This is a genomic window from Streptomyces sp. NPDC048290, from assembly GCF_040652095.1.
GTDB lineage: Bacteria > Actinomycetota > Actinomycetes > Streptomycetales > Streptomycetaceae > Streptomyces.
This window is the reverse complement of sequence record NZ_JBEZLM010000002.1, coordinates 201361-223975: the sequence shown is the minus strand read 5'-3', so window position 1 is coordinate 223975 and position 22615 is coordinate 201361. Positions and strand designations below refer to the sequence as shown.

Annotated in this window: 19 protein-coding genes; 8 read left to right on the top strand and 11 right to left on the bottom strand. The window is 72.2% G+C overall.

What is annotated here, in order from left to right; all coding sequences use genetic code 11:
• Positions 1 to 22: 22 nt before the first annotated feature.
• Positions 23 to 781, top strand: coding sequence for a hypothetical protein (locus AB0D49_RS03245; RefSeq protein ID WP_362749836.1), 759 nt, complete (start codon positions 23 to 25; stop codon positions 779 to 781).
• 132 nt (positions 782 to 913) lie between these two features.
• On the opposite strand, the gene AB0D49_RS03240 is transcribed toward AB0D49_RS03245, so the two are convergent.
• On the bottom strand, positions 914 to 2365 hold the full coding sequence (locus AB0D49_RS03240) for a glycine hydroxymethyltransferase (protein ID WP_362749833.1): 1452 nt from the start codon (positions 2363 to 2365) through the stop codon (positions 914 to 916).
• A gap of 409 nt (positions 2366 to 2774) precedes the next feature.
• On the opposite strand from AB0D49_RS03240, the gene rocD reads away from it, so the two are divergent.
• Complete coding sequence (gene rocD / locus AB0D49_RS03235) at positions 2775 to 4010, top strand: ornithine--oxo-acid transaminase (RefSeq protein WP_362750744.1); 1236 nt, start codon at positions 2775 to 2777, stop codon at positions 4008 to 4010.
• A 104-nt stretch (positions 4011 to 4114) separates the two neighbouring features.
• Here rocD and AB0D49_RS03230 read toward each other — a convergent pair whose 3' ends face one another.
• The 3 genes from AB0D49_RS03230 to AB0D49_RS03220 all read right to left on the bottom strand — a co-directional run bounded on the left by AB0D49_RS03230 (position 4115) and on the right by AB0D49_RS03220 (position 8932).
• Complete coding sequence (locus AB0D49_RS03230; protein ID WP_362749831.1) at positions 4115 to 4798, bottom strand: alpha/beta hydrolase; 684 nt, start codon at positions 4796 to 4798, stop codon at positions 4115 to 4117.
• Between the two features lie 161 nt (positions 4799 to 4959).
• The gene (locus AB0D49_RS03225) at positions 4960 to 7299 is read right to left on the bottom strand and encodes a helix-turn-helix domain-containing protein (protein ID WP_362749828.1); all 2340 of its coding nucleotides are present in this window, start codon (positions 7297 to 7299) and stop codon (positions 4960 to 4962) included.
• 40 nt (positions 7300 to 7339) lie between these two features.
• Positions 7340 to 8932, bottom strand: coding sequence for a PLP-dependent aminotransferase family protein (locus AB0D49_RS03220; protein ID WP_362749825.1), 1593 nt, complete (start codon positions 8930 to 8932; stop codon positions 7340 to 7342).
• A 47-nt stretch (positions 8933 to 8979) separates the two neighbouring features.
• Here AB0D49_RS03220 and AB0D49_RS03215 point away from each other — a divergent pair, with 47 nt between their 5' ends.
• From AB0D49_RS03215 to AB0D49_RS03205, 3 genes are all read left to right on the top strand, one after another.
• On the top strand, positions 8980 to 9495 hold the full coding sequence (locus tag AB0D49_RS03215; RefSeq protein WP_362749822.1) for a carboxymuconolactone decarboxylase family protein: 516 nt from the start codon (positions 8980 to 8982) through the stop codon (positions 9493 to 9495).
• Entirely contained in the window at positions 9492 to 9953 is a 462-nt protein-coding gene (locus AB0D49_RS03210; RefSeq protein ID WP_362749819.1) for a carboxymuconolactone decarboxylase family protein, read from the top strand. Before AB0D49_RS03215 ends, AB0D49_RS03210 begins: the two co-directional genes overlap by 4 nt.
• Positions 9954 to 10196: 243 nt before the next feature.
• Positions 10197 to 11120, top strand: a complete 924-nt coding sequence (locus tag AB0D49_RS03205; RefSeq protein WP_362749816.1) for a helix-turn-helix domain-containing GNAT family N-acetyltransferase — start codon at positions 10197 to 10199, stop codon at positions 11118 to 11120.
• A gap of 57 nt (positions 11121 to 11177) precedes the next feature.
• Here the strand turns inward: AB0D49_RS03205 and AB0D49_RS03200 are convergent, their stop codons facing one another.
• From AB0D49_RS03200 to AB0D49_RS03180, 5 genes are all read right to left on the bottom strand, one after another.
• Positions 11178 to 11498, bottom strand: coding sequence for a hypothetical protein (locus tag AB0D49_RS03200; RefSeq protein ID WP_362749813.1), 321 nt, complete (start codon positions 11496 to 11498; stop codon positions 11178 to 11180).
• A gap of 174 nt (positions 11499 to 11672) precedes the next feature.
• On the bottom strand, positions 11673 to 12662 hold the full coding sequence (locus tag AB0D49_RS03195) for a malate dehydrogenase (protein ID WP_362749810.1): 990 nt from the start codon (positions 12660 to 12662) through the stop codon (positions 11673 to 11675).
• A 449-nt stretch (positions 12663 to 13111) separates the two neighbouring features.
• Positions 13112 to 14557 (bottom strand): DUF2690 domain-containing protein, encoded by a 1446-nt coding sequence (locus tag AB0D49_RS03190; RefSeq protein WP_362749807.1) that lies wholly within the window; start codon positions 14555 to 14557, stop codon positions 13112 to 13114.
• A gap of 464 nt (positions 14558 to 15021) precedes the next feature.
• Positions 15022 to 15453, bottom strand: a complete 432-nt coding sequence (locus AB0D49_RS03185) for a DUF3017 domain-containing protein (RefSeq protein ID WP_362750741.1) — start codon at positions 15451 to 15453, stop codon at positions 15022 to 15024.
• 61 nt (positions 15454 to 15514) lie between these two features.
• The gene (locus tag AB0D49_RS03180; RefSeq protein ID WP_362749804.1) at positions 15515 to 16369 is read right to left on the bottom strand and encodes a bifunctional methylenetetrahydrofolate dehydrogenase/methenyltetrahydrofolate cyclohydrolase; all 855 of its coding nucleotides are present in this window, start codon (positions 16367 to 16369) and stop codon (positions 15515 to 15517) included.
• A 347-nt stretch (positions 16370 to 16716) separates the two neighbouring features.
• Between AB0D49_RS03180 and AB0D49_RS03175 the strand changes: the two genes are divergently transcribed.
• From AB0D49_RS03175 to AB0D49_RS03165, 3 genes are all read left to right on the top strand, one after another.
• Entirely contained in the window at positions 16717 to 17259 is a 543-nt protein-coding gene (locus AB0D49_RS03175; protein WP_362749801.1) for a hypothetical protein, read from the top strand.
• A 231-nt stretch (positions 17260 to 17490) separates the two neighbouring features.
• Positions 17491 to 18294 carry an FHA domain-containing protein gene (locus AB0D49_RS03170; RefSeq protein ID WP_362749798.1) on the top strand — a complete coding sequence of 268 codons (804 nt, stop codon included), beginning with the start codon at positions 17491 to 17493 and terminating at the stop codon, positions 18292 to 18294.
• The gene (locus AB0D49_RS03165; RefSeq protein ID WP_362749795.1) at positions 18291 to 20015 is read left to right on the top strand and encodes a protein kinase; all 1725 of its coding nucleotides are present in this window, start codon (positions 18291 to 18293) and stop codon (positions 20013 to 20015) included. Before AB0D49_RS03170 ends, AB0D49_RS03165 begins: the two co-directional genes overlap by 4 nt.
• Before the next feature lie 128 nt (positions 20016 to 20143).
• Here the strand turns inward: AB0D49_RS03165 and purH are convergent, their stop codons facing one another.
• Entirely contained in the window at positions 20144 to 21709 is a 1566-nt protein-coding gene (gene purH, locus AB0D49_RS03160; protein ID WP_362749792.1) for a bifunctional phosphoribosylaminoimidazolecarboxamide formyltransferase/IMP cyclohydrolase, read from the bottom strand.
• A complete protein-coding gene (gene purN, locus AB0D49_RS03155) occupies positions 21706 to 22329 on the bottom strand; it encodes a phosphoribosylglycinamide formyltransferase (RefSeq protein WP_362749789.1) in 624 nt (207 codons plus the stop codon). Before purN ends, purH begins: the two co-directional genes overlap by 4 nt.
• Positions 22330 to 22615 lie beyond the last annotated feature (286 nt).

Below are 22615 nucleotides of genomic sequence, written 5' to 3'. Positions count from 1 at the left end.
AACCGTCCGGTTGGGGCAGGGGATGCTGAACAGATGGAGAGGGACGTTCCATGAACTGACGGCGGCGGCCATGGCGTTGGCGGCGGCGTTCGCCCTGCTGCTGTGGGCGGCGCCTGGCGCGTCGGCCGGGGGACCGACCAGCGTGCTGATCGTCTCCCCGCAGAGCCTGGAGTCGGCGGCGCTGTACTACTCGGACGAGGAGTACGGAAAGCTGGAAGGTCTGCTGAGCTCGCCGGGGAAAGGCTCGTCCACCGCACCGCCGAGGGTGCAGGAGGCCCAGACACGGCAGATCAATGTGACCTGGATGGCCCATGACATATCACCGCACCGCTTCGACCGGGTCTTCCTGGTACCCGACTCCGAGACCGTCTGGATCTACACGACGCTCAACCCGCCGGTGGAGACCGGCACATGGCACCTGGCTGCCGACCCGCTGGCGCTGAGGGCGCTGCTCTCGGAGCTGGGAGTGGTGGGCAAGTTCTCCGACGGGGGTTCCAGCGGTGTCTTCCCGGCCCCGCTGGAGCTGGACTCCGAAGGGATCGCCGAGGAACCGGCGGCGGAGCCGACGGCCGAGCAGGCCGCGGAGTCGTCCCGTCCGGCAGCGGCGGCGACCACGGCGAGTGACACGGAGGACTGGTGGTGGGCCCTGCCGGGCCTGGCCGCCGGGGCGGTGCTGGCCCTGGCGCTGCGACCGCTGGCGCTGCGCCTGCCGGCCACCATCGAGACGGCCCGGCTGCGCCGCAGGGAAGGCGGCCCGCGTCAGGAGCTGCGGGACATATGACCGTGCCGTGCGCGGCCCGATGAGGCCCTGTCTCCCGACGGCCGCCTGAGGACTGGCGCGCCCCGCCCGTCGACACGGAATCGACGGGCGGGGCGGACGGAACGGACGGAAGGGAGCGATCGGGCTGGACGGTCAGCCGAGGTCGATCTCCGGGTAGAGCGGGAAGCCGGAGACGAGGTCGGTGGCGCGGTGGGAGATCTCGTCGGCGATCTTCGGGTCCAGGATGTGCTGGGCCTTGGAGGGGGCGCCCTTGCTGGTGGTGCCGGGCTCGGTGGCGGTGAGCACCCGGTCGATCAGGGCGGCGACCTCGTCCATCTCCCCGGCGCCGAGACCGCGGGTGGTCAGGGCGGGGGTGCCGATCCGGATGCCGGAGGTGTACCAGGCCCCGTTGGGGTCGGAGGGGATGGCGTTGCGGTTGGTGACGATGCCGGATGCGAGCAGGGCGGCCTCGGCCTGGCGGCCGGTCAGACCGTAGGAGGTAGCGACATCGATCAGATTGAGGTGGTTGTCCGTGCCGCCGGTGACCAGGGTGGCGCCACGGCGGATCAGGCCCTCGGCGAGGGCACGCGAGTTGTCGACGATGCGCTGGGCGTAGTCGCGGAAGGAGGACTGACGGGCCTCGGCGAGGGCGACGGCCTTGGCGGCCATGACATGCGGGAGCGGACCGCCGAGGACCATCGGGCAGCCACGGTCGACCTGGTCCTTGAGGGAGTCGTCGCACAGGACCATGCCGCCGCGCGGGCCGCGCAGCGACTTGTGGGTGGTGGTGGTGACGATCTGGGCGTGCGGTACGGGGTCGAAGTCACCGGTGAGGACCTTGCCGGCGACCAGACCGGCGAAGTGGGCCATGTCGACCATGAGGGTCGCGCCGACCTCGTCGGCGATCTCCCGCATGATGCGGAAGTTCACCAGCCGGGGGTAGGCCGAGTAGCCGCCGACGATGATCAGGGGCTTGAACTCGCGGGCGGAGGCGCGCAGGGCGTCGTAGTCGAGGAGGCCGGTGGCGGGGTCGGTGCCGTAGGAGCGCTGGTCGAACATCTTGCCGGAGATGTTCGGGCGGAAGCCATGGGTGAGGTGGCCACCGGCGTCGAGGGACATGCCCAGCATGCGCTGGTTGCCGAAGGACTGACGCAGCTCGGCCCAGTCGGCGTCGGAGAGGTCGTTGATCTGGCGGACGCCGGTCTTCTGAAGGAAGGGCGCTTCGATCCGGTCGGCCAGCACGGCCCAGAAGGCGACGAGGTTGGCGTCGATGCCGGAGTGCGGCTGGACATAGGCGTGACGGGCGCCGAAGAGTTCCCGGGCGTGCTCGGCGGCGAGGGATTCGACGGTGTCGACATTGCGGCAGCCCGCGTAGAAGCGGCGGCCGATGGTGCCCTCGGCGTACTTGTCGCTGAACCAGTTGCCCATCGCGAGGAGGGTGGCCGGGGAGGCGTAGTTCTCGGAGGCGATCAGCTTGAGCATCTCGCGCTGGTCCTGGAGCTCCTGGCCGATGGCGTCGGCGACGCGGGGCTCGACGCCGCGGATCACATCGAGGGTGGCGCGGAACGCGGCGGATTCGGTGGACAGGGGCTGCTGGTCGGACATCTCGGCCTCCGGGCGGTGCGGCTTGACGCGGACACGGTTCACGGTTCGGCCCAGGCGCACGGCACTCGCTCGGCAGTTCCCCGGCGACGGATACGCCTCCGCGGGTTCTGCCGGGGCCGCTCCCCGATGGTCGGTCCCATCCCAGCACGCCAGTCACGGCCCGCGGCCAGCCTACCGGCGTCGGCGCGGGCCCGGGTCCAGAAGTCCACCATGCGGGCGAGCCGGAACCCCGTCGGACGGGGGAGACCTGGAGGTGAGCGGGGGTGGGCGCGGGGCCGTGGACCGGTTCTGTGATCGGCTGGTTCTCAAGATCCGGTTCTCAAGGGATGGGGTCTGGCCGACGATCCCGATAGGAGCCGAGGTCCGTCTTCCGGAGGTTGGTATGTCCCCGACACCGCCCGTGCCGCCCATGTCGTCCCCGTCCTCCCCCGGGTCCCCGGGCCCGCGTACGCGGGAGCTGATCGCCGCCGCGGAGGCGCACAGCGCGCACACCTACCACCCGCTGCCGGTGGTGGTGTCCGCGGCGGAGGGAGCGTGGATGACGGATGTGGAGGGTCGGCGCTATCTGGATCTGCTGGCCGGGTACTCGGCGCTCAATTTCGGGCATGGCAACCGGCGGCTGATCGAGGCGGCGAAGGCGCAGCTGGAGCGGGTGACGCTGACGTCCCGGGCGTTCTACCACGACCGGTTCGCGGCGTTCTGCCGGGAGCTGGCGGAGCTGTGCGGGATGGAGCTGGTGCTGCCGATGAACACGGGGGCGGAGGCGGTGGAGACGGCGGTGAAGACTGCCCGGAAGTGGGGGTACCGGGTGAAGGGGGTGCCGTGGGAGATGGCGAAGATCGTGGTGGCGGCGGACAACTTCCACGGCCGTACGACGACGATCATCAGCTTCTCGACGGACCGGGAGGCACGGGCGGACTTCGGACCGTACACACCGGGGTTCGAGATCGTGCCGTACGGGGATCTGGCCGCGCTGCGCGGTGCGATGACGGAGAACACGGTGGCGGTGCTGCTGGAGCCGATCCAGGGCGAGGCGGGGGTGGTGGTGCCGCCGGAGGGCTATCTGCCGGCGGTGCGGGAGCTGACGAGGGAGCGGGAGGTGCTGTTCGTCGCGGATGAGATCCAGTCGGGGCTGGGGCGGACGGGAAAGACGTTCGCGTGTGAGCACGAGGGGGTGGTGCCGGACATGTATGTGCTGGGGAAGGCGTTGGGCGGGGGGATCGTGCCGGTGTCGGCGGTGGTGTCGAGCGCGGCGGTGCTGGGGGTGTTCCGGCCGGGTGAGCACGGGTCGACGTTCGGCGGGAATCCGCTGGCGTGCGCGGTGGCGCTGGAGGTGATCGCGATGCTGCGGTCGGGCGAGTTCCAGGAGCGCGCGGCGGAGCTGGGCCGGTATCTGCACGAGGAGTTGGCGGCGCTGGCGCGGGGCGGTCAGATCACGGCGGTGCGGGGGCGGGGACTGTGGGCGGGCGTGGACATCGCGCGGCAGCACGGCACGGGGCGGGAGGTGGCGGAGCGGCTGATGGAGCGGGGCGTGTTGGTCAAGGACACCCATGGGCACACGATCCGGATCGCCCCGCCGCTGGTGATCAGCCAGGACGATCTGCGGTGGGGCCTGGACCAGCTGAGAGCGGAGCTGGCGGCGTAGGGCGTCCCGTGCCGGGCGCGGTGGCGGATGGTCGCGCTCCGGCGGCGCCGACGCCACCCCCGTAGCGTCGGCGCCGCCCTCCCCGCTGCGGGATGGGCGGAGGGCTAGCCCTCCGCGGCGCCCGCGATGACCGCCGCGACCGTGGCCGGGCGGGAGATGTAGACGGCGTGGCTGCCGGGGGTCTCGGAGACGGTCGCTCCGGCGCGTTCGGCCATCCGGCGCTGGACGGCCGGGGGGATCATGCGGTCCTCGGTGGCGACGAGGTACCGGCAGGGCTTGGTGCGCCAGGCCGGCTGGGTGATCGTCCCGGCGAGGGCGTCGACACCCCAGGGGACCTGGGCGTCGGCCATGAACGCGGCCTGGGCGGGATGCAGATCGGCGGCGAAGGAAGGGGCGAACCGCTTCCGGTCCAGGGTCAGGAATCCGTCGCGGGGCGGCAGGATCGGCGGGACGGGGGCGCCGGGGGCCGGGTCGGCGGTCAGGGTGGCGACGGACTCGCCCTTCTCGGGGACGAAGGCGGCGATGTAGACGAGGGCCGCGACCTTGGGGTGGTTGCCCGCCTCGGTGATGACGGCACCGCCGTAGGAGTGGCCGACCAGGAGGGCGGGGCCGTCGAGGGCGTCGAGGACATGGTGGGTGAGGGTGACATCACCGGTGAGGGAGAGGGTGGGGTGCTGGAGGACATCGACGTGGAAGCCGTCGGCGGTGAGTTGCTGGTGGACGCCCTGCCAGCCGGACCCGTCCACGAAACCGCCGTGGACCAGCACGATGTTGTTGGTTGTCGCCATGGCCGCTCCCACCCGGAGGACAGACCCGCCGCCTGTCCGACACCGTCGAGTCAACCGCCGGTCCCCGGCACACACCATGCAGAACAGCACGCAGAACTAGCCCGAAAGGAGAACGAGCCGCCGTGCACAACCAGTCGCCGTCACGATCACGCCCGCTGCGGCTATGGCGTGTCTGGTGCCGGGCCGCCGCTCAAGGCCGCGCAGCGGCGGCCCGCCTCCTCGTCTCCCGTCCGTTCGTACATGTCCGCCGCCCGCGCATAGGTACGTCGGCTCTCCTCGCCCTGGCCGTCCTGTGCGAGCAGATCCGCCAGGGACTCCAGGAACTGCCCCTGGCGGAAGTTCGCGTCGAACGCCGTCAGCAGTTCCGTGGCCTCGGTGAGCGCGGCGATCGCCTCGGCGCGTCGGCCCAGCTCCTTCAGACACCACCCGTAGTAGCCGAGGGCGTGCGGCCGGGCGAGGGCGGCGATGCTGGGGGTCATGCCGGACTGTGCGTCGTCGAGGACGTCGAGGACCTCGCCGTAGTGGAGGAGCCCCTCCGCGTACCGGCCGCTGCCGTGCATGCAGTGGCCGACGTTGGTGACGCAGGAGGTGTAGGAGTCCATGTCGCCGAGCCGGGAGAAGAGTTCGGCGGCCTGCCGGGACTCGACCGCGCCCTCGCCGAGCCGTCCCAGGCTGCGCAGCGCGATGCCCGCGTACTGGTGGGCCCAGGCGATCTGGGCGGTGACCTCGCCCCGCTCGGCGATCTCCAGGGCCGCGCGGGCATGGCGCAGGCCGGTCTCCGGATCGCGCAGCGGGATCATGTAGACCCAGGCGACATAGTTGAGCTGGGTGGCGTGTTGGGGCAGATCGCCGAGCGCGGCAGCCGCGGCGGCGCCGAGGCTGAACACCTCGTGCCAGTGCGGGGCGTGTATCCAGCGGTCCGAGTACCAGTGCATGGATTCGGCGCAGTCCAGGACGGCCGTGTGCCGCCCCTCGGCGGCGGCGGTGCGCAGCGCGGCCAGCCAGTTGTCGGCGTTGGCGCGCAGCCAGCGGTCGGCCTCGTCCAGGGAGGCGAGTTCGAGGAGTTCGGGGTCGGGTCCTTGGGGGCTGCCGTAGGCGGGTTCGAACCAGCGTCCGGCGGTGATGGCCATGTCGAGCAGCCAGGCCGTCGTCCGGTCGGTGACGGCCGTGCGTTCGGGCGCGGTCTCCTCCCGCTGGAGCCGATCGCGGGCGAACAGGCCGACGAGGTCATGGAGGCGGTAGCGGCCGGACCCGGTGTCCTGGAGCAGTCCGAGGTCGACGAGTTCGTCGAGGGCGTCCCACGAGTCCTCGATGGAGGTGTCACCGGCCACCGCGGCGAGCACCGCGTCGAAGTCATGGCCGGGCACGGCGCCGAGCCGCCGGAACACCCGCCGCGCGGAGCCGGGCAGCTGTTCGTACGACATGGCGAACGCGTTGGCGATCTTCAGGTCTCCGGCCTTGAGCTGATCGAGGCGGCGGCGTTCGTCGGAGAGCCGGGCAGCGAGGTCGGCGGTGCTCCAGCCGGGGCGGCTGACCAGCCGGTTGCCGATGATCCGCAGGGCGAGCGGGAGTCCGCCGCTGAGCTGGGCGAGCCGGGCGAGCGCGGACTCCCCGTCGGTGGTGGAGCGTTCGCCGACGATGCCGGAGAGCAGTTCGGTGGCCTCGGTGGGCTGGAGCGGACCGAGGGCGAGCCGTCGTACGCCTTCCAGTCCGGCGAGCAGCCGGCGGCTGGTGACCAGGGCTCCGGCCCGGCCGCCGCCCGGCAGCAGCGGCCGTACCTGCTCCTCCGAGGCGACATTGTCGAGGACGACCAGGATGCCTTGGTCGCGGGTCCGGGCGCGGTAGAGGGAGGCGCGGCCGAGGGTGTCGGCGGGCAGCTGCGGTTCGCTGACACCGAGCGCGCCGAGCAGCAGGGCCAGGGCGTCGTCGACGGCGAGCGGACGAGGGGACATGCCGAGCAGGTCGAGGAAGAACACCCCGCCGGGGAAGCCGGACCGCAGGACGTGGGCGGCGCGCACCGCGAAGGCGGTCTTGCCGAGCCCCGCGGACCCGGTGATCAGTCCGACCAGGGGGACGCCGGGCAGCGACTCGGCGTGCACCAGACCGTCGATCCAGGCGAGTTCGGCGGCCCGGCCGGTGAAGTCGGCGACCGAGCTGGGGAGTTCGCACAGTCCGGTGGGGCGGGTCCAGCGGTCGCGGAGCCGCCCGTCCCGGGCCAGTTCGATGAGTTGGCGCCGGTCCTCCTCGGACAGGGCGAGCGCTCCGGCGATGGCGGTGACGGTCCGATGCTGCGGCCCCGTGCTCCGGCCGCGTTCCACATCGGAGAGGGTGCGGGCGCTGACCGCGGCGGCCTCGGCGAGCTGTTCCAGCGTCAGCCGCGCGGCCCGCCGGTGCCGACGCAGCAGATCCGCGAGGCTCGGGGTTTCGGTGATGGGGCCACCCCTTCCGGCAATACGATCATTTGACCGGCTTCCTGTCGGGCAGCGTACTCGCGCGACCACGGAGTGCGCCCACCCGTCGGACCGACCCCCTCGATTCCTCTCACGGCAGCGCCCGGCACAGCGCCTCCAGCGCCCCCGACCACGCGTGGTCCGGCGGGGTGGCGTAGCCGACGACCAGCGCGTCCGCCGAGCGGTGCGGGGCGCGTGGATGCCGGAAGCGGGAGAGTCCGAACACCGACAGTCCCTGCCAGGCGGCGGCGCGGACCACCGACTCCTCGGTCCCGGGCGGCAACCGCAGTACGGCGTGCAGCCCGGCCGCGATACCGGTGACCGTCACCTCCGGCGCGCGCACGGCGAGCGCGGCGACCAGCGCGTCCCGGCGCCGCCGGTACCGCTGCCGGGCGGCGCGCACATGACGGTCGTACGCCCCGGAGGTCAGGAACTCGGCGAGGGTGAGCTGTTCCACCGTCCCTGTGGCGCTGGCGCCGAGGGTGTCCACGACCTCCGTGACCAGGCCCGGCGGCAGCACCAGCCAGCCCAGCCGCAGTCCGGGGGCGAGGGACTTGCTGGCGGTGCCGAGGTAGACCACATGGTCCGGGGCGAGGTCCTGGAGCGCGCCGACGGGCTGTCTGTCGTAGCGGAACTCGCCGTCGTAGTCGTCCTCCAGGACCAGTCCGCCGGTCCGCCGCGCCCAGTCGACCAGGGCGGAGCGGCGTTCGGGGCGCAGGGCGTGGCCGAGCGGGAAGGAGTGCGCGGGGGTGGTGAGAACGGCCCTCGGGACGGACGGCGCACCGGCGGCGGCTCCCGCTCCGACACCGGCGGCGACTGCCGCTCCGGCACCGAGGGCGGCTTCCGCTCCGGCGCCGAGGGCGGCTTCCGCTCCGGCGCCGAGGGCGGCTTCCGCTCCGGCGCCGAGGGCGGCTTCCGCTCCGACACCGAGGGCGGCTTCCGCTCCGACACCGAGGGCGGGCGAGCCGCTCTCCACGACCATGCCATGGTCGTCGAGCGGCATCGGCAGTGTGGTCAGCCCGGCCCGCTCGACCAGGTCCCAGTGCGCGTCGAGGCCGTACGCCTCCACCGCCAGGGTGTCCAGGCCGCGGCGGCGCAGCACCTGGGCGAGCAGACCGAGGCCATGGACGAAGCCGGAGCAGACGACGATCCGTTCCGGGTCGGTCCGTACGCCCCGGGCGCGGGCGAGATAGCCCGCGAGCGCGGCGCGCAGTTCGGGACGGCCGCGCGGGTCGCCGTAGCCGAAGACATCGTTCGGGGCGTCGGCCAGCGCGCGGCGGGCCGCCTTCAGCCACTCGGCGCGCGGGAAGGAGCCGAGGTCGGGCAAGCCGGGCTCCAGGTCGCGGACCGGGCGGCCGGGGGCGCGCGGGACGGTGGCCGGGCGCGCGGGCGGCGCGGAGGCCGGACGGTCGGCGACCCGGGTGCCGGAGCCCTGCCGTGCGGTGAGCCAGCCCTCGGCGACCAGATCGGCGTAGGCGTCGGCGACGGTGTTGCGGGCGACGCCGAGGTCCGCGGCGAGGGTCCGGGAGGACGGCAGCCGGGTGCCGGACGCCAGCCGACCGCCGCGTACCGCCTCGCGCAGGGCGTCGGTCAGGCCCCGGCGCAGTCCGCCGCCGGACGGCAGGGGCGCCAGATGCAGATCGATCCCGAGGCCGCCCGCCGAAGTGGCCCACTCCTTCTCCATGAAAATGGACCATACTCCCGGGCCGGATCGCTCGTAGGGTCGAGAACATGACCACGACCGAGCAGAAGACGGCAGAACAGAAGACGGGGTATGCGCCGGAGGTTCCCCCGCGCCTCAACATGGTCGAGAACGCGCCCGAGGTCTACAAGGCGATGATCCGGTTGGACACCGCCGCCAAGCAGGGCCTGGACCCAGTGCTGTACGAGCTGGTGAAGATCCGCGCCTCGCAGCTCAACCACTGCGCGTTCTGTCTGGACATGCACACCAAGGACGCGCTCGCCGCCGGGGAGAGCGTGGAGCGGATCATGCAGCTCCCCGCCTGGCAGGAGTCCCGGCACTTCTACACCGAGAAGGAGCTCGCGGCGATCGAGCTGACGGAGGCGGTCACCGTCCTGACCGACGGGTTCGTCCCGGACGCGGTGTACGAGCGGGCCGCGGCCCTCTTCGAGGAGCCGGAGCTGGCCCAGCTGATCGCCGCGATCACGGTGATCAATGCCTGGAACCGGTTCGGTGTGACCACCCGGATGACCCCGGGCCACTACCGCCCGGCCGCCCACAGGTGACGGCCCGCAGCACCGCGCTGGACGCGGACGTCCGCAGGGCGATGCAGTCGGTGAGCGCCGCCGCCAAACGCGGTCTCGGCGACCCGGCGCTCGCCGAACTCGTCCAGGTCCGGGCCTCGCAGCTCAACCACTGCGCGTTCTGCCTGGACATGCATCTCACCTTGGCCCGGGGGCACGGGGTGCGGGAGCGGCAGCTGGATCTGCTGGCCGCGTGGGAGGAGTCCGGCGCGGAGTTCGACGCCCGGGAGCGGGCCGCGCTGGCCCTCACGGAGGCGATCACCGTCCTGACCCCGCCCGGCTCCGGGAAGGGCTCCGTCCCGGACGCGGTGTACGAGGAGGCGGCCCGCCACTTCGACGCCCCGCGCCTCGCCCATCTGATCGCCCTGATCACGGCGATCAACAGCTGGAACCGGCTGATGGTGACCCGCCGGATTCCACCGGGCAGCACGGAGTGGTGAGGGGCGGACGACGGACCGGTCGGGGCTCGCGGACCCACCGCTCCCCCGCCTCCACGAGCCCGCCCCACATGAGCCCGCTCCCATGAACCCCGTCCACATGAACCCGATCCCTTGAACCCCGTCCACATGAACCCGGTCCCATGAACCCGGCCCACCTGAACCCGTTCCCCGAGCCCGCCCACATGAGCCCGCCCCTTAGACGCCATAGACGCCGCCAGAACCTTTGACTAAAGTCAAAGAAATATGAGACAGGACCACGAGGCGAACCACCCCGGCGTACCGGAGGACGTGGCGGCGTTCCGCCGCTTCAACCGCTACTTCACCCGCCGTATCGGCGCCCTGGACGACCACTACCTCGGCCAGGACCGCCCGCTCGGCGAGGCCCGACTGCTGTTCGAGATCGGGGACGGGGACGGAAACGGAGACGGGGCGTCCCTCAAGGAGCTGCGCGCCCGGCTCGGCCTGGACGCCGGCTATCTGAGCCGGATGGCCAAGGCGCTCCAGACGCAGGGCATGGTCCGGCTGCGCGTCCACCCCGACGACAGCCGACTGCGCACGATCGAACTGACCCCGGCGGGGCGGACGGAGGTCGGGGAACAGAACCGGCGCGCGGACGCCCTGGCGGCAGGGGTCCTCGACCGGCTGACGGCGGCCCAGCGCACCCTGCTGACCGACTCCCTGGCGACCACGGCACGGCTGCTGCGGCTGGCGGCGATCACCGTCGTCCCGGTGCCCGGCGCCGCGCCCGACGCCCGGTCCGCGCTGGCGTCGTACGCCGCCGACCTGGATGTGCTCTTCCCCGAGGGCTACGACCCGGCGGACCTGGTCACCGCCGAGGAGGTCTCGGGCGACGCGGGCGCGTTCTTCGTGGCGTACGAGGAGGACCGGGTGGTCGGTTGCGGCGGTCTACGCCGTCTGGAGCCGGGCGTCGCCGAGATCAAGCATGTGTGGGTGCACCGGGAGGCCCGCCGTCTGGGCCTGGCGCGCCGCCTGCTGGAAGCCCTGGAGTCGGAGGCCGTACGCAGGAACTGGCCGACGGTACGGCTGGACACGCACCCGTCCCTGAAGGCGGCCCAGGCGATGTACCGGGCGACGGGCTACACGGAGATCCCCCCGTACAGCGAGCACGCCTACGCGGGGCACTGGTTCGAGAAACGGCTGACCTGACGGCACACCACACCGGCCGCCAGGCAGCACCGTACGTATTCTCCGGATGTAGTTGTGTCAGTCGATGGAACGGGCGAGCTGGGTCGCCGTCAGCAGGCTCAGCCCCGGCACGGACTGCCGCAGCGCCTTGACCGCCTCGACCGTGTCGCCCTTGCCCTGGTACCCGGCGGAATCGAGCCGCTCGCGCACCCAGCGCTTCTGCAACTCCTCCTCGGGCAGGGCCCCGACCTCCTCGGCGATGGCCAACGCCCGCTCCAGCCCGGCCCGTTCCCCGGCATCGGCGTCGGTGGCGTCGAGTGCGCGACGCAGCGCGCCGGTCACCTGACCGGCGTCCCGCACGAACACCAGGGGAGGCTCATTCTTCTTGCTTCCGAACATACGGCCATCATGCCCCACGGCCCCCCACCAGCCCGAACCTGCCCACCACCCGCGCGCAGAGCGCCCACAGACCACCCACACACCACCCACGCGCCCCCGCCCCCATGGTCCGTACATACGACGATCCCCGGACCGTGGCGGCGGTCCGGGGATCGGTACGACGGTGAGCCGGGGTCAGATGAGCCCGAGGCCACGCACGGCCTCGCGCTCCTCCGCCAGCTCCTTCACGGACGCGTCGATCCGCGCCCGCGAGAAGTCATTGATCTCCAGCCCCTGGACGATCTTGTACGTCCCGTTCTCGCAGGTGACCGGGAAGGAGGAGATGAGCCCCTCGGCGACACCGTAGGACCCGTCGGACGGGATGCCCATGGAGACCCAGTCGCCCTCGTCGGTGCCGTTGACCCAGCTGTACACATGGTCGATGGCGGCGTTGGCGGCGGAGGCGGCGGAGGACGCACCGCGGGCCTCGATGATCGCGGCGCCGCGTTTGGCGACGGTCGGGATGAAGTCGTCGGCGAGCCACTGCTCGTCGTTGACGACCTCGGCCGCGTTCTTCCCGGCGAGGGTCGCGTGGAAGATGTCCGGGTACTGGGTCGCGGAGTGGTTGCCCCAGATCGTCAGCCGCTTGATCTCGGAGACCGGCGTGCCCGTCTTCTTCGCGAGCTGGGTGAGCGCGCGGTTGTGGTCGAGCCGGGTCATCGCGGTGAACCGCTCGGCCGGTACGTCCGGCGCCGCGGCCTGGGCGATCAGCGCGTTGGTGTTGGCCGGGTTGCCGACCACCAGCACCTTGATGTCGTCCGCGGCGTGGTCGTTGATGGCCTTGCCCTGCGGCTTGAAGATGCCGCCGTTGGCCTCCAGCAGGTCGCCGCGCTCCATGCCCTTGGTGCGCGGACGGGCGCCGACCAGCAGGGCGACGTTGGAGCCGTCGAAGGCCACGTTCGGGTCGTCCGAGATGTCGATGCCCTGGAGCAGCGGGAACGCGCAGTCGTCCAGCTCCATCGCCGTGCCCTCGGCGGCCTTGAGCGCCGGGGTGATCTCCAGCAGACGCAGCTTGACCGGCACGTCCGCGCCGAGCAGCTGGCCGGAGGCGATGCGGAAGAGCAGGGCGTAACCGATCTGGCCGGCCGCGCCGGTGACGGTGACGTTCACGGGAGTGCGGGTCATGGCGTTCTCCGTATGACAGCTGGCGGTGGGGCGTCCCTGCCCCGGGCGGATGATCGATCTCTTGGCGTCAAGAGAGATCCAGCGGTCAGGCTATCGCGCATCCCCCGTCCGGGCGGGCCCGGGTCCTGTGGCCGATCCCACAGCGCCGCGCTACCGACGCCGAGGGGATGGGAAAGAGACAGGGGAGAGAGGCGAAAAGGGCGACCGCCCGTCCGGGAGAGAGGGACGGAGCGGTCGCCCGGGTGGGGTTCCGTCACCGGAGTCCCGTGGGGGTACCGTCCGCCTTCCCGACGCACGGACGGCCATGCACCGATCGATTAACTCGTACGGGTGAATCCCGCCGTCAGCGCCTCACCATCTCCCCGCAAACCGGCGATACCGGACCGCCCGATCCGCGCTCCCCCACCCGAGAAGGGCCGCTGCTGCGCTCTGCTCAACTCCGCGCCGTCCTACTGCGTGCAGCCCTGCTCACCGGTCGCCAGCGTCGCGCACGCCACGGCCTGCTCGGCGTCCTTCACCGCGACCATCGGGGTGTACGCGCTGGTGTCCCCGGCCTCGGTGATGCCGCCGTTCCGCTGGTCGCCGCCCGCGCTGATGTCGACCTTGTCGCCGGTGGTGCCCAAGGTGATCCGGCCCCACGCGGCCTGGCAGGTCTTGCTGTAACGGACCTCCAGGGTGGTGGTGCCGACCACGGCGGACGCGGTGGTGGTGACCAGCTCGCCGCTGCACCCCATGGCCTCGGCGTCCTTGCCCGCGCAGCTCGCCCCGCTGCACTCGACGCCGGGCGGCAGTTCGACACTGACGGAGGGGGTCGGACTGGGCTTGGGCTCGGCGTTCTCGTCGCCCTTGCCGTCGTCCCTGGTCAGGTAGAACGCCCCGGCGACCACGACCAGTACGCCCACGACACCGGCGAGGAACATCGTCATCCGCCGCTTGCCGCCGCCTCCGGAGTCCCGGGGTCCACCCGAGGGCGGCTCACCGTACGAACCGGCACCGACACCAGCGCCCACACCGGCACCGGCAGCCCCGTACCCCCCGGGGGAACTCCCGTACGCCCCCACCGACGGCGACCCCGACGGCGGTGTGGCCGCCCCCTGGGGCGCGGTACGCCCACCGGCCCGCGACGGCCCCTGGTACCCGGCCAGCTTCCACGAGTTCACGGCATCGGCGGCACCGTCCCCGCCGGACGTACCCGAGACACCCGCGACACCCGAAGTCCTGGACGCCTCCTCGGCCCGCAGCTCGGCGGCATCCCGTGGACCCTCCCCCCGCCGCTGCCCCCCGGAATGACGGGGTCCGGACGGCTGCTGGACCCCGGACGACCGCTGGGCCTCCGGCGACCGCTGGGCCTCCGGCGACCGCCGGAACCCCGGCTCCCGCTCCGAGTCCGACGGCTGCCGCGGCACCGTGGGCGACACCCCGGCCGGACCCGCGATACCCGGCGTCACAGCCGCGCCACGACCACCGCCACCGCCACCGCCACCGCCGCTGTCACCCTCGCCACCGCCGCCGCTCCTGCGGGAAGACCTCCCCTTGGCCTTCCCCGGCTGCGCGCCGAACTCGCTGAGCGCGGCACGGGCCTGGGAGATCCGGATGGCCTCCATGGTCATGTCGTGCCGCATCTCGGAGCGGCTCCAGGCGCGTTCGGCCAGCTCCCACATGGTGGTCAGGTGGACCGGATTGGTGCCGGTGACCTCGGCGAGGGCGACGATCGCGCCCTTGGGCGCGAGCAGCCGCCCGTTGAGGTAACGCTCCCAGGACGTCTTGCTGTAGCCGGTGCGGTCGGCGACGGCGGCGACATTCAGCCCACTGCGGTCCACCAGTCGACGGAGCTGGCTGGTGAACTCCCTGATCTGTGGATCGAGTTCATCGGGCAGTGCCTTCCAACGAGGCATTGCTTCCCCCCTCTTCCCCCCGGTACATGCTGGTCGTTCCCCCGCGCGAGATGCCCTGACGCCGAGCCCCGGTCTGGCTACCCACAGGGAGGCGCCTGATCAGGATCTCAGTTTCCCGGGGTGGGGGCGCACGGGAGCACGGGAGCCGCGGGCATGCACCGTCGCACGCCCGATGACCCGTGGTCCAGTCTCCCACCGGTAACGGTCCGGTCCGGCGGGACCCCGGTCCACCAGGGACCATGGGGACGCACACAGTGGGGACTTCATCGATACCCATGAAGACACACAGAGGCGCCCCGGACGCCCCGATTCATCACATTAACCCGTAAAGAGATTAGCTTCACGAGGCGCGGACACCGTAGCGGAATGGTCACTTCCGTGCCACAGGGCCCACACAGCCGCCCAAGGACCCCCTTCAGCCACCCAAGGGCCCCCCCTTCCCGGGAGTCCGGAAAGCGGCCCCGCTACTCGACCGTGAAGTGCAGCGTGTCCTTGAGGAACGGGATCTCCAGCAAGGGTCTCGGCTGCGCCATCAGCGCCAGCAGCACGATCGACAGCCCCAGCACCCCGTACGTCACGATGTCGGTGAAGCGGGAGCGGACGGCGAGCATGCCGACGCCGGGCAGCACGAACCGCAGGACCGCTCCGGCCAGCAGCCCGACGCCGATCAGCAGCGTGCCGTAGCGGAACACGTCGAGGGCGGTGATCAGCAGGCCGAGGCCGACCAGGGAGAGCACCAGGAGCATCGGCCACTGGCGGGCCGGGGCGGGGGCGGCGCCGCCCGCCGCCCGGCCGCCGCCCTCGGGGCGGGCGGTGTCCCGGGTGAACAGCGGGAAGCGCCGGGTGGTCCGGCGCGGCCGGCCCTCGGCGTCGGGCGCGCTGACCGCGTCGGTCACCGCGAGGCCGTCGTCCTCGGCGGCGCCACCGGTGTCGGGGCGCCGCTCCTCGGTCCTGCCGTCAGCCGACACTGCGCTCCGCCGCCTCGACCACGTTGACCAGCAACTGGGCCCGGGTCATCGGGCCGACCCCGCCGGGATTGGGGGACAGGAAACCGGCCACCTCGGCCACGTCCGGGTGGACATCGCCGACGATCTTGCCCTCGGCGTTGCGCGAGACACCGACGTCCAGTACGGCGGCGCCCGGCTTGACGTCCTCGGCCCGCACCAGATGGGCGGAGCCCGCCGCGGCGACGATGATGTCGGCGCGCCGGAGGTGGGCGGAGAGATCACGGGTGCCGGTGTGGCACTGGGTCACCGTGGCGTTCTCCGAGCGGCGGGTGAGGAGCAGGGGCATCGGACGGCCGATGGTGACACCGCGGCCGACGACCACCACCTCGGCGCCCTTGATCTCCACGCCGTGGCGGCGCAGCAGGGTGAGGATGCCGTTGGGGGTGCAGGGCAGGGGGGCGGGCTCGTTGAGGACGAGCCGGCCGAGGTTCATGGGGTGCAGTCCGTCGGCGTCCTTGTCCGGGTCCATCAGCTCCAGGACACGGTTCTCGTCGATGCCCCGGGGGAGCGGCAGCTGCACGATGTAGCCGGTGCAGGCCGGGTCCTCGTTCAGCTCGCGGACGACCGCCTCGATCTCCTCCTGGGTCGCCGTGGCGGGCAGCTCGCGCTGGAGGGAGGAGATACCGACCTGGGCGCAGTCGCGGTGCTTGCCCGCGACGTACTTGCGGCTGCCGGGGTCGTCCCCGACCAGGATCGTGCCGAGGCCGGGCGTGACGCCCTTCTCCTTCAGCGCCGCCACTCGGGCGGTCAGATCGGACTTGATCGCGGCTGCGGTGGCCTTGCCATCGAGAATCTGGGCGGTCATGGGCCCATCCTCCCGGATGACCGGCCCGGTGTTCCAATCCGGGTGCGTGACGCCCACCCCTGGCGGCTCGCCCCGAGATCCCTTCCCTGATCCCTTCCGTGATCCGTTGCCCTATCTGTTCCGCTATCCGTTCCGCTATCCATACGGTTCCTCCCAAGATCGGTGATGTTGCACTTGCACAACGCATCCCGCCCGTGGCTGGACAATCCCGCGGCGGCTGAAGAACGATGAGAGGCACAGTGCCGCGGGCAGTACCGGGGGGACGAGACCGCATTCTGTGCAGCCCTTCCTCCGCGACGCGCCGCCCGCGCCGTCCCCGCACAAGGAACAACGGAGGAAACCCCGCCATGAGTTTCGGCGATCAGAACAATCCTTACGGCGCTCCGCAGGGCGGTCAGCAGCCCTACGGCCAGCAGCCGCCCAACCAGGGCTACGGCTACCCGCAGGCGCCGCCGGTCAGCCCGTACGGCGGACCCCCCGCCCCGACCACCATGCCGGGCACGGTCTCCACCGCCCGGACCCTGATGTGGGTGATCGTCGGACTCCAGGCCATCGGCGTGGTGCTGTTCGGCTTCTCCGCGATCGCCGTGGACCAGGCCCAGGACGACCCGGCCTTCGAGGCGATCGCCGACTACCCGACCGGTGTGCTGTGGGGCTTCGCCGCGCTGGCGCTGGCCTGGCTGGTCTGGGCGGTCATCCTCGCCACCAAGTTCACCTCCGGCACCAACGGCACCCGGGTGACGATCCTGGTGTTCGGCATCCTGACGGCCGTGCTCGCCGTCTACCCGTTCACCATCGCGGGCATCATCCACCTGGTGCTCGGCATCCTGATCGCCGTCTTCGCCGGCAACACCAACGGCAAGGCGTGGTTCAACCGTCCCCGGTACTGAGCGCGGACCGGCGCCGTATGTCCGGCGTCCGTACGCGCGGCCGTATGTCCGGCGTCCACGCCGCCGTACGACCGCCGTATGTCCGCCGTATGTCAGCCGTCCACGCGGCTGTACGACGCATTCACGCCAAACACTTCAAGGGCCGTGTCCCACCCCGCGCAAGGGGGGACACGGCCCTGGTGCGTCGCGCTTACGCTGGCCCCCGTAGCTGTCGCGCACGGGGAGACGCAGTTGTACAGCATCATCGTGGTACCGCCGCCGCCGACCACTCCCGGGCAGCCGGAGCGGGACCAGCTCCGGATCGCTCCGGGCGAACGCATCACCTTCGGCCGGGCCCCCGGCAACGACGTGGAGATCGGGCACGAGGGCGTCTCCCGCCGCGCCGGTGAGATCACCGCCCAGGGCGCGTACTGGATACTCAGCAACCTCAGCCGCAACCAGACGTACGTGGTCGAGAACCCCGAGGGCGCCGGGGAGCACATCAAGGTCGCCGCCGGGCGGCTGGACGCCCCCGTTCCGTTCGAGTTCTCCCGGATCGTGCTGCCCGCGGCGGGCGATCTGCTGCCGCTCGAGGTGTGGGCGCCGCGCCACGACGTGGTGCGCACCGACGACGGTCTGGACGGCGAGACCACCGCCCCCGCGTTCTCGGTGGACCGCGGCAAGCGGTACTTCGCGGTGCTGGCCGCGCTGTGCGAGCCCCGGCTGCGCGGGGTGCCGCACGCCCCGCTGCCGACCACGGAGCAGGTGGTGGAGCGGCTGCGTCCGGTGTGGCCGGCCGCGTCCCGCACCTCCGTGCAGTGGAACATCGACTACCTGGCGGTGAAGCTGCGGCTGAAACCCGGCCCCGACACCGCCGACACCGGTCCTCGGCTGAACGGCAAGAAGGAGTCCCTGGTCTCCCTGGCGCTCCGCTTCGACCTGGTACGGGAGTCCGACCTCGGGGTGCTCACCACCCCCCTGCCCCTCCCCGCGCCCGCCCCCGTGGCCGATGAGCGGGCCGAGCGGGCGGGACGGGCCGAGCGGACCGAGCGGTGACCGAGCCGTACGCGGTCCCGGTCCCGGCCGGTTACCGGGTGGGCGACTGGGAGGTGCGGGCCCCGATCGCGACCGGCGCCTTCGGCAGCGTCTACGAGGCCCGGCGCGTGTCCGGCCCGGCCACCGGGACGCCGTCGGCCCCGCCCACCGGGGACCCCGCGCGGCCCGCCACAGAGCCCTCGCCGCGATCCCCCGGGCAGCCCGCCGCGCAGCCTTCGCCGCAATCCCCCGCACACCCCTCCGGGCAGCCCTCGGCGCAATCCTCGCCCCAGCGCCCCGCCGACCTGCCCCGGACCGCCGCCCTGAAGTTCCTGCCGACCGGCACCAGTACGCCCCGCCAACTGGCCCATCTGCGCGATCTGGTGGAGCGGGAACTCGCCCTGCACCGCAGACTGCGCCACCCCCGGCTGATCCGGATGTACGAGACCTTCACCGTGGACGACCCGGACCGTCCCGAGCTGGACGGCGCCACCGTGCTCGTCCTGGAGCGGGCCGAGACCTCGCTCGCCGGGCTGCTCGGCGAGGACGCCCGCCCCGCCGCCGGGCCCGCGCTGCTCGCGCAGATCTGCGAGGGACTGGCCCAGCTGCACCGCGCGGACTGGGTGCACGGGGATCTGAAACCGGCCAATGTGCTGCTGATGAGGGACGGTTCGGCCCGGCTCGCCGACTTCAACATGGCGGCCGAGCTGGAGGGCACCCACGCCTACACGCCCGCCTTCTCCACCCCCGACTACACCCCGCCCGAACTGCTCTGGTCGGAGATCGGCGAACGCGGGCGGCGCATCCGTCCGTCCGCCGACATCTGGGCCTTCGGTGTACTCGCCCACCTGGTGCTGACCGGCTCCTATCCGCTGCCCGGCGGCACACCGACCGCCCGCCGGGACGCGGCCCTCGCCTACGCCCGCGGCACCGACGAGCTGCGGCTGTCGCCGGAACTCCCGGACGCCTGGCGGGAGATCGTCCGTGACTGTCTGGCCCGTACCCACGCCGACCGGGTCCCGGTGGACGCGTTGCTGCCCCGGGTCGGGACGGCCGCGGGAAGCACCGTCCGGGGCCGCCGCCGGTGGCGGCCGCCGCTGCGGCGGCTGCGCCGCTCCCGGCCCGCGCAGGCGCTTGCCGTGCTCACCGCGGGCGCGGTCGCGGCACTGGCGTACGGACTGGCCACCTGGACCGGCGGCGGTCCCGACGGCGGCGGGGCACGGTCCGGTGGTGGCGCTGACGCCAGTGCCGCGGGCTACGGAGCCGAGTACCTGCGGACCGACCGGGACGTCCCGGCCGCTTACCGGCTGCTGATCGTGGAGACCGCGCTCGACTGCTCGCAGGAGGACGTCACGCCCGCTCTGCTGGCCGCGATGCTGAAGGTGGAGAGCGACTTCGACCCCGATCTGTCCGACCCGGCCATGGACGAGTACGGGATCGCCCGCTGGACCCCGCGGGTGCTGCGCTGGTGGATGAACGCCGACGGCACCCCCCTGGAGTCCGTCCCCGAGCCCCCCTTCCCGCCCGCCGAGTCCATCCCGGCGATGGGCCGCTACCTCTGCTGGATCGCGCCCCGTATCGACGACGATCTGAAGGGCGACCATAGGGTGCTGATCGCCGCCGCGTACCGCACGTCGTACGAGAAGGTGAACGACGCGGCCGGGGTTCCCCCGAAGTACCGCGACTATGCCGACCGGATCGCCCACTACCTCAAGGAGTACACGCCGCCGGGCCGGACGTGACCCTCAGAGGTCTGAGGTACCGCCCGCGCGAGAAGGACGGCACTGTGACGGCACAGGGCGCGGACTCCGGCTCCATCGGGGGTGAGCCGGATTCCGCGCCCTGTGCGGGTCCCTGCGAGGGATGCCGGTCAGTGGAAGAAGTGCCGGGTGCCCGTGAAGTACATCGTCACGCCCGCCTTCTGGGCGGCCTCCACGACCTGCTCGTCACGGACCGAGCCGCCCGGCTGGACCACGGCCCTGACCCCGGCCCCGGTGAGGATCTCCAGGCCGTCGGGGAACGGGAAGAAGGCGTCGGACGCGGCATAGGCGCCCTCGGCCCGCTCGGCGCCCGCCCGCTCGACCGCCAGCTTCGCGGAGTCGACGCGGTTGACCTGGCCCATGCCGACGCCGACCGAGGCGCCGTCCTTGGCCAGCAGGATCGCGTTGGACTTCACCGCGCGGCACGCCTTCCAGGCGAAGGCCAGCTCGCGCAGCCCGGCGGCGTCGAGGGCCTCGCCGGTCGCCAGGGTCCAGTTCGCCGGGTCGTCGCCGTCGGCCTGGAGGCGGTCGGTGACCTGGAGCAGCGCCCCGCCGTCGACCGCCTTGACCTCGACCTGGTTCGCGGGGGCGCCCGGTGCCTTCAGCACCCGGATGTTCTTCTTCCGCGAGAGCGCCTCCAAGGCGCCCTCTTCGTAGTCGGGCGCCACGATGACCTCGGTGAAGATCTCCGCGACCTGCTCCGCCATCTCCTTGCTGACCGGGCGGTTGACCGCGATCACCCCGCCGAACGCCGAGAGCGGGTCACATGCGTGCGCCTTGCGGTGCGCCTCCGCCACGTCCGCGCCGATCGCGATCCCACACGGATTGGCGTGCTTGATGATCGCCACACAGGGCTCGTCATGGTCGTACGCGGCACGGCGCGCGGCATCCGTGTCCGTGTAGTTGTTGTACGACATCTCCTTGCCGTGGAGCTGCTCCGCGCGGGCCAGTCCGCCGCCCGCGGGGTCGACGTACAGGGCGGCCGGCTGGTGCGGGTTCTCGCCGTAGCGCAGGGTGTTCTCGCGCTCCCAGGTGGCGCCCAGGAAGTCGGGGAACGGGGAGTCGTCCACGGGGGCGTACTCGCTCGCGAACCAGCTCGCCACGGCCACGTCGTAGGCGGCGGTGTGCTGGAACGCCTCGGCCGCAAGGCGCTTGCGGGTGGCGAGGTCGAAGCCGCCGTCGCCGACCGCGGCCAGGACGTCGGCGTACCGGTCGGGGCTGGTGACCACGGCCACCGAGGGGTGGTTCTTGGCGGCGGCGCGGACCATGGAGGGGCCGCCGATGTCGATCTGCTCCACGCACTCGTCGGGCGAGGCGCCGGAGGCGACCGTCTCGCGGAACGGGTACAGGTTCACCACGACCAGGTCGAAGGGCTCCACGCCCAGTTCGGCCAGCTGCTCGCGGTGGCTGTCCAGACGCAGGTCGGCGAGGATGCCTGCGTGCACCCGGGGGTGCAGGGTCTTGACCCGGCCGTCCAGGCACTCGGGGAAGCCGGTCAGCTCCTCGACCTTGGTGACCGGGACACCGGCGGCGGCGATCCGGCCCGCCGTGGAGCCGGTGGAGACGAGGGCGACGCCCGCCTCGTGCAGGCCGCGGGCCAGCTCTTCGAGGCCGGTCTTGTCGTAGACGCTGACCAGCGCCCTGCGGATCGGCCGCTTGTTGCTCTCGGCGGTCACTGGATAACTACCTTTCGTCCCTCGATGCGATAGCCGTTGCGGGCGAGCCGCCCCACGACATCGACGAGCAGCCTTCGCTCGACTTCCTTGATGCGCTCGTGCAGCGCGCTCTCGTCGTCCTCGTCGCGGACCTCGACCACGCCCTGGGCGATGATCGGGCCGGTGTCGACGCCGTCGTCGACGAAGTGGACGGTGCAGCCGGTGACCTTGGCGCCGTACGCGAGCGCGTCACGGACGCCGTGGGCGCCGGGAAAACTGGGCAGCAGGGCGGGGTGGGTGTTCACGAACCGGCCGCCGAAGCGGGCCAGGAACTCCTTGCCGACGATCTTCATGAACCCCGCGGACACCACGAGGTCGGGTTCATGGGCGGCGACCGCCTCGGCGAGGGCGGTGTCCCACTCCTCGCGGCTCGGGTGGTCCTTGACCCGGCACACGAAGGTCGGCAGCCCGGCGCGCTCGGCACGGGCGAGCCCCTCCACCCCGGCGCGGTCGGCTCCCACGGCCACGATCTCGGCGCCGTATGCGGCGGTTCCGGCCTCGGCGACGGCGTCGAGCAGCGCCTGGAGATTGGTGCCCGATCCGGAGACCAGCACGACAAGGCGCTTGACACGCTCGGCCACGGCTTCGGCCCTTCCCTCGGAGACTCCGGCGGGGTCGTCACCGCCGTATGTACGTTCGTACGAATGCTTCGCGCCCCTGGATACGGGGAAGCCTACGAAGCGGCCGACCGCCAGCAACGATACCGGCACACCGGACAGCCCCCACGGGACGGGGGCGTGGCCGGAAGGTAGCGTCTGGGGGGAGCCGGGTCGGGAACGTGCGTCGGGCACGAAGCGTTTCAGAAGGTGACGGCCCGGTCACCGCACCGTCAGCCGTACCGCCCACGCCGTATCCGTTCCGCTGTGT

Bases quoted from the DNA above. Each gene is read 5' to 3' on its own strand.
- rocD (WP_362750744.1), top strand. From the start codon at position 2,775: ATGTCGTCCCCGTCCTCCCCCGGGTCCCCGGGCCCGCGTACGCGGGAG.
- AB0D49_RS03240 (WP_362749833.1), bottom strand. From the start codon at position 2,365: ATGTCCGACCAGCAGCCCCTGTCCACCGAATCCGCCGCGTTCCGCGCC.
- AB0D49_RS03180 (WP_362749804.1), bottom strand. From the start codon at position 16,369: ATGACCGCCCAGATTCTCGATGGCAAGGCCACCGCAGCCGCGATCAAG.
- AB0D49_RS03215 (WP_362749822.1), top strand. From the start codon at position 8,980: ATGACCACGACCGAGCAGAAGACGGCAGAACAGAAGACGGGGTATGCG.
- AB0D49_RS03205 (WP_362749816.1), top strand. From the start codon at position 10,197: ATGAGACAGGACCACGAGGCGAACCACCCCGGCGTACCGGAGGACGTG.
- AB0D49_RS03195 (WP_362749810.1), bottom strand. From the start codon at position 12,662: ATGACCCGCACTCCCGTGAACGTCACCGTCACCGGCGCGGCCGGCCAG.
- AB0D49_RS03200 (WP_362749813.1), bottom strand. From the start codon at position 11,498: ATGTTCGGAAGCAAGAAGAATGAGCCTCCCCTGGTGTTCGTGCGGGAC.
- AB0D49_RS03230 (WP_362749831.1), bottom strand. From the start codon at position 4,798: ATGGCGACAACCAACAACATCGTGCTGGTCCACGGCGGTTTCGTGGAC.
- AB0D49_RS03220 (WP_362749825.1), bottom strand. From the start codon at position 8,932: ATGGAGAAGGAGTGGGCCACTTCGGCGGGCGGCCTCGGGATCGATCTG.
- AB0D49_RS03245 (WP_362749836.1), top strand. From the start codon at position 23: ATGCTGAACAGATGGAGAGGGACGTTCCATGAACTGACGGCGGCGGCC.
- AB0D49_RS03190 (WP_362749807.1), bottom strand. From the start codon at position 14,557: ATGCCTCGTTGGAAGGCACTGCCCGATGAACTCGATCCACAGATCAGG.
- AB0D49_RS03175 (WP_362749801.1), top strand. From the start codon at position 16,717: ATGAGTTTCGGCGATCAGAACAATCCTTACGGCGCTCCGCAGGGCGGT.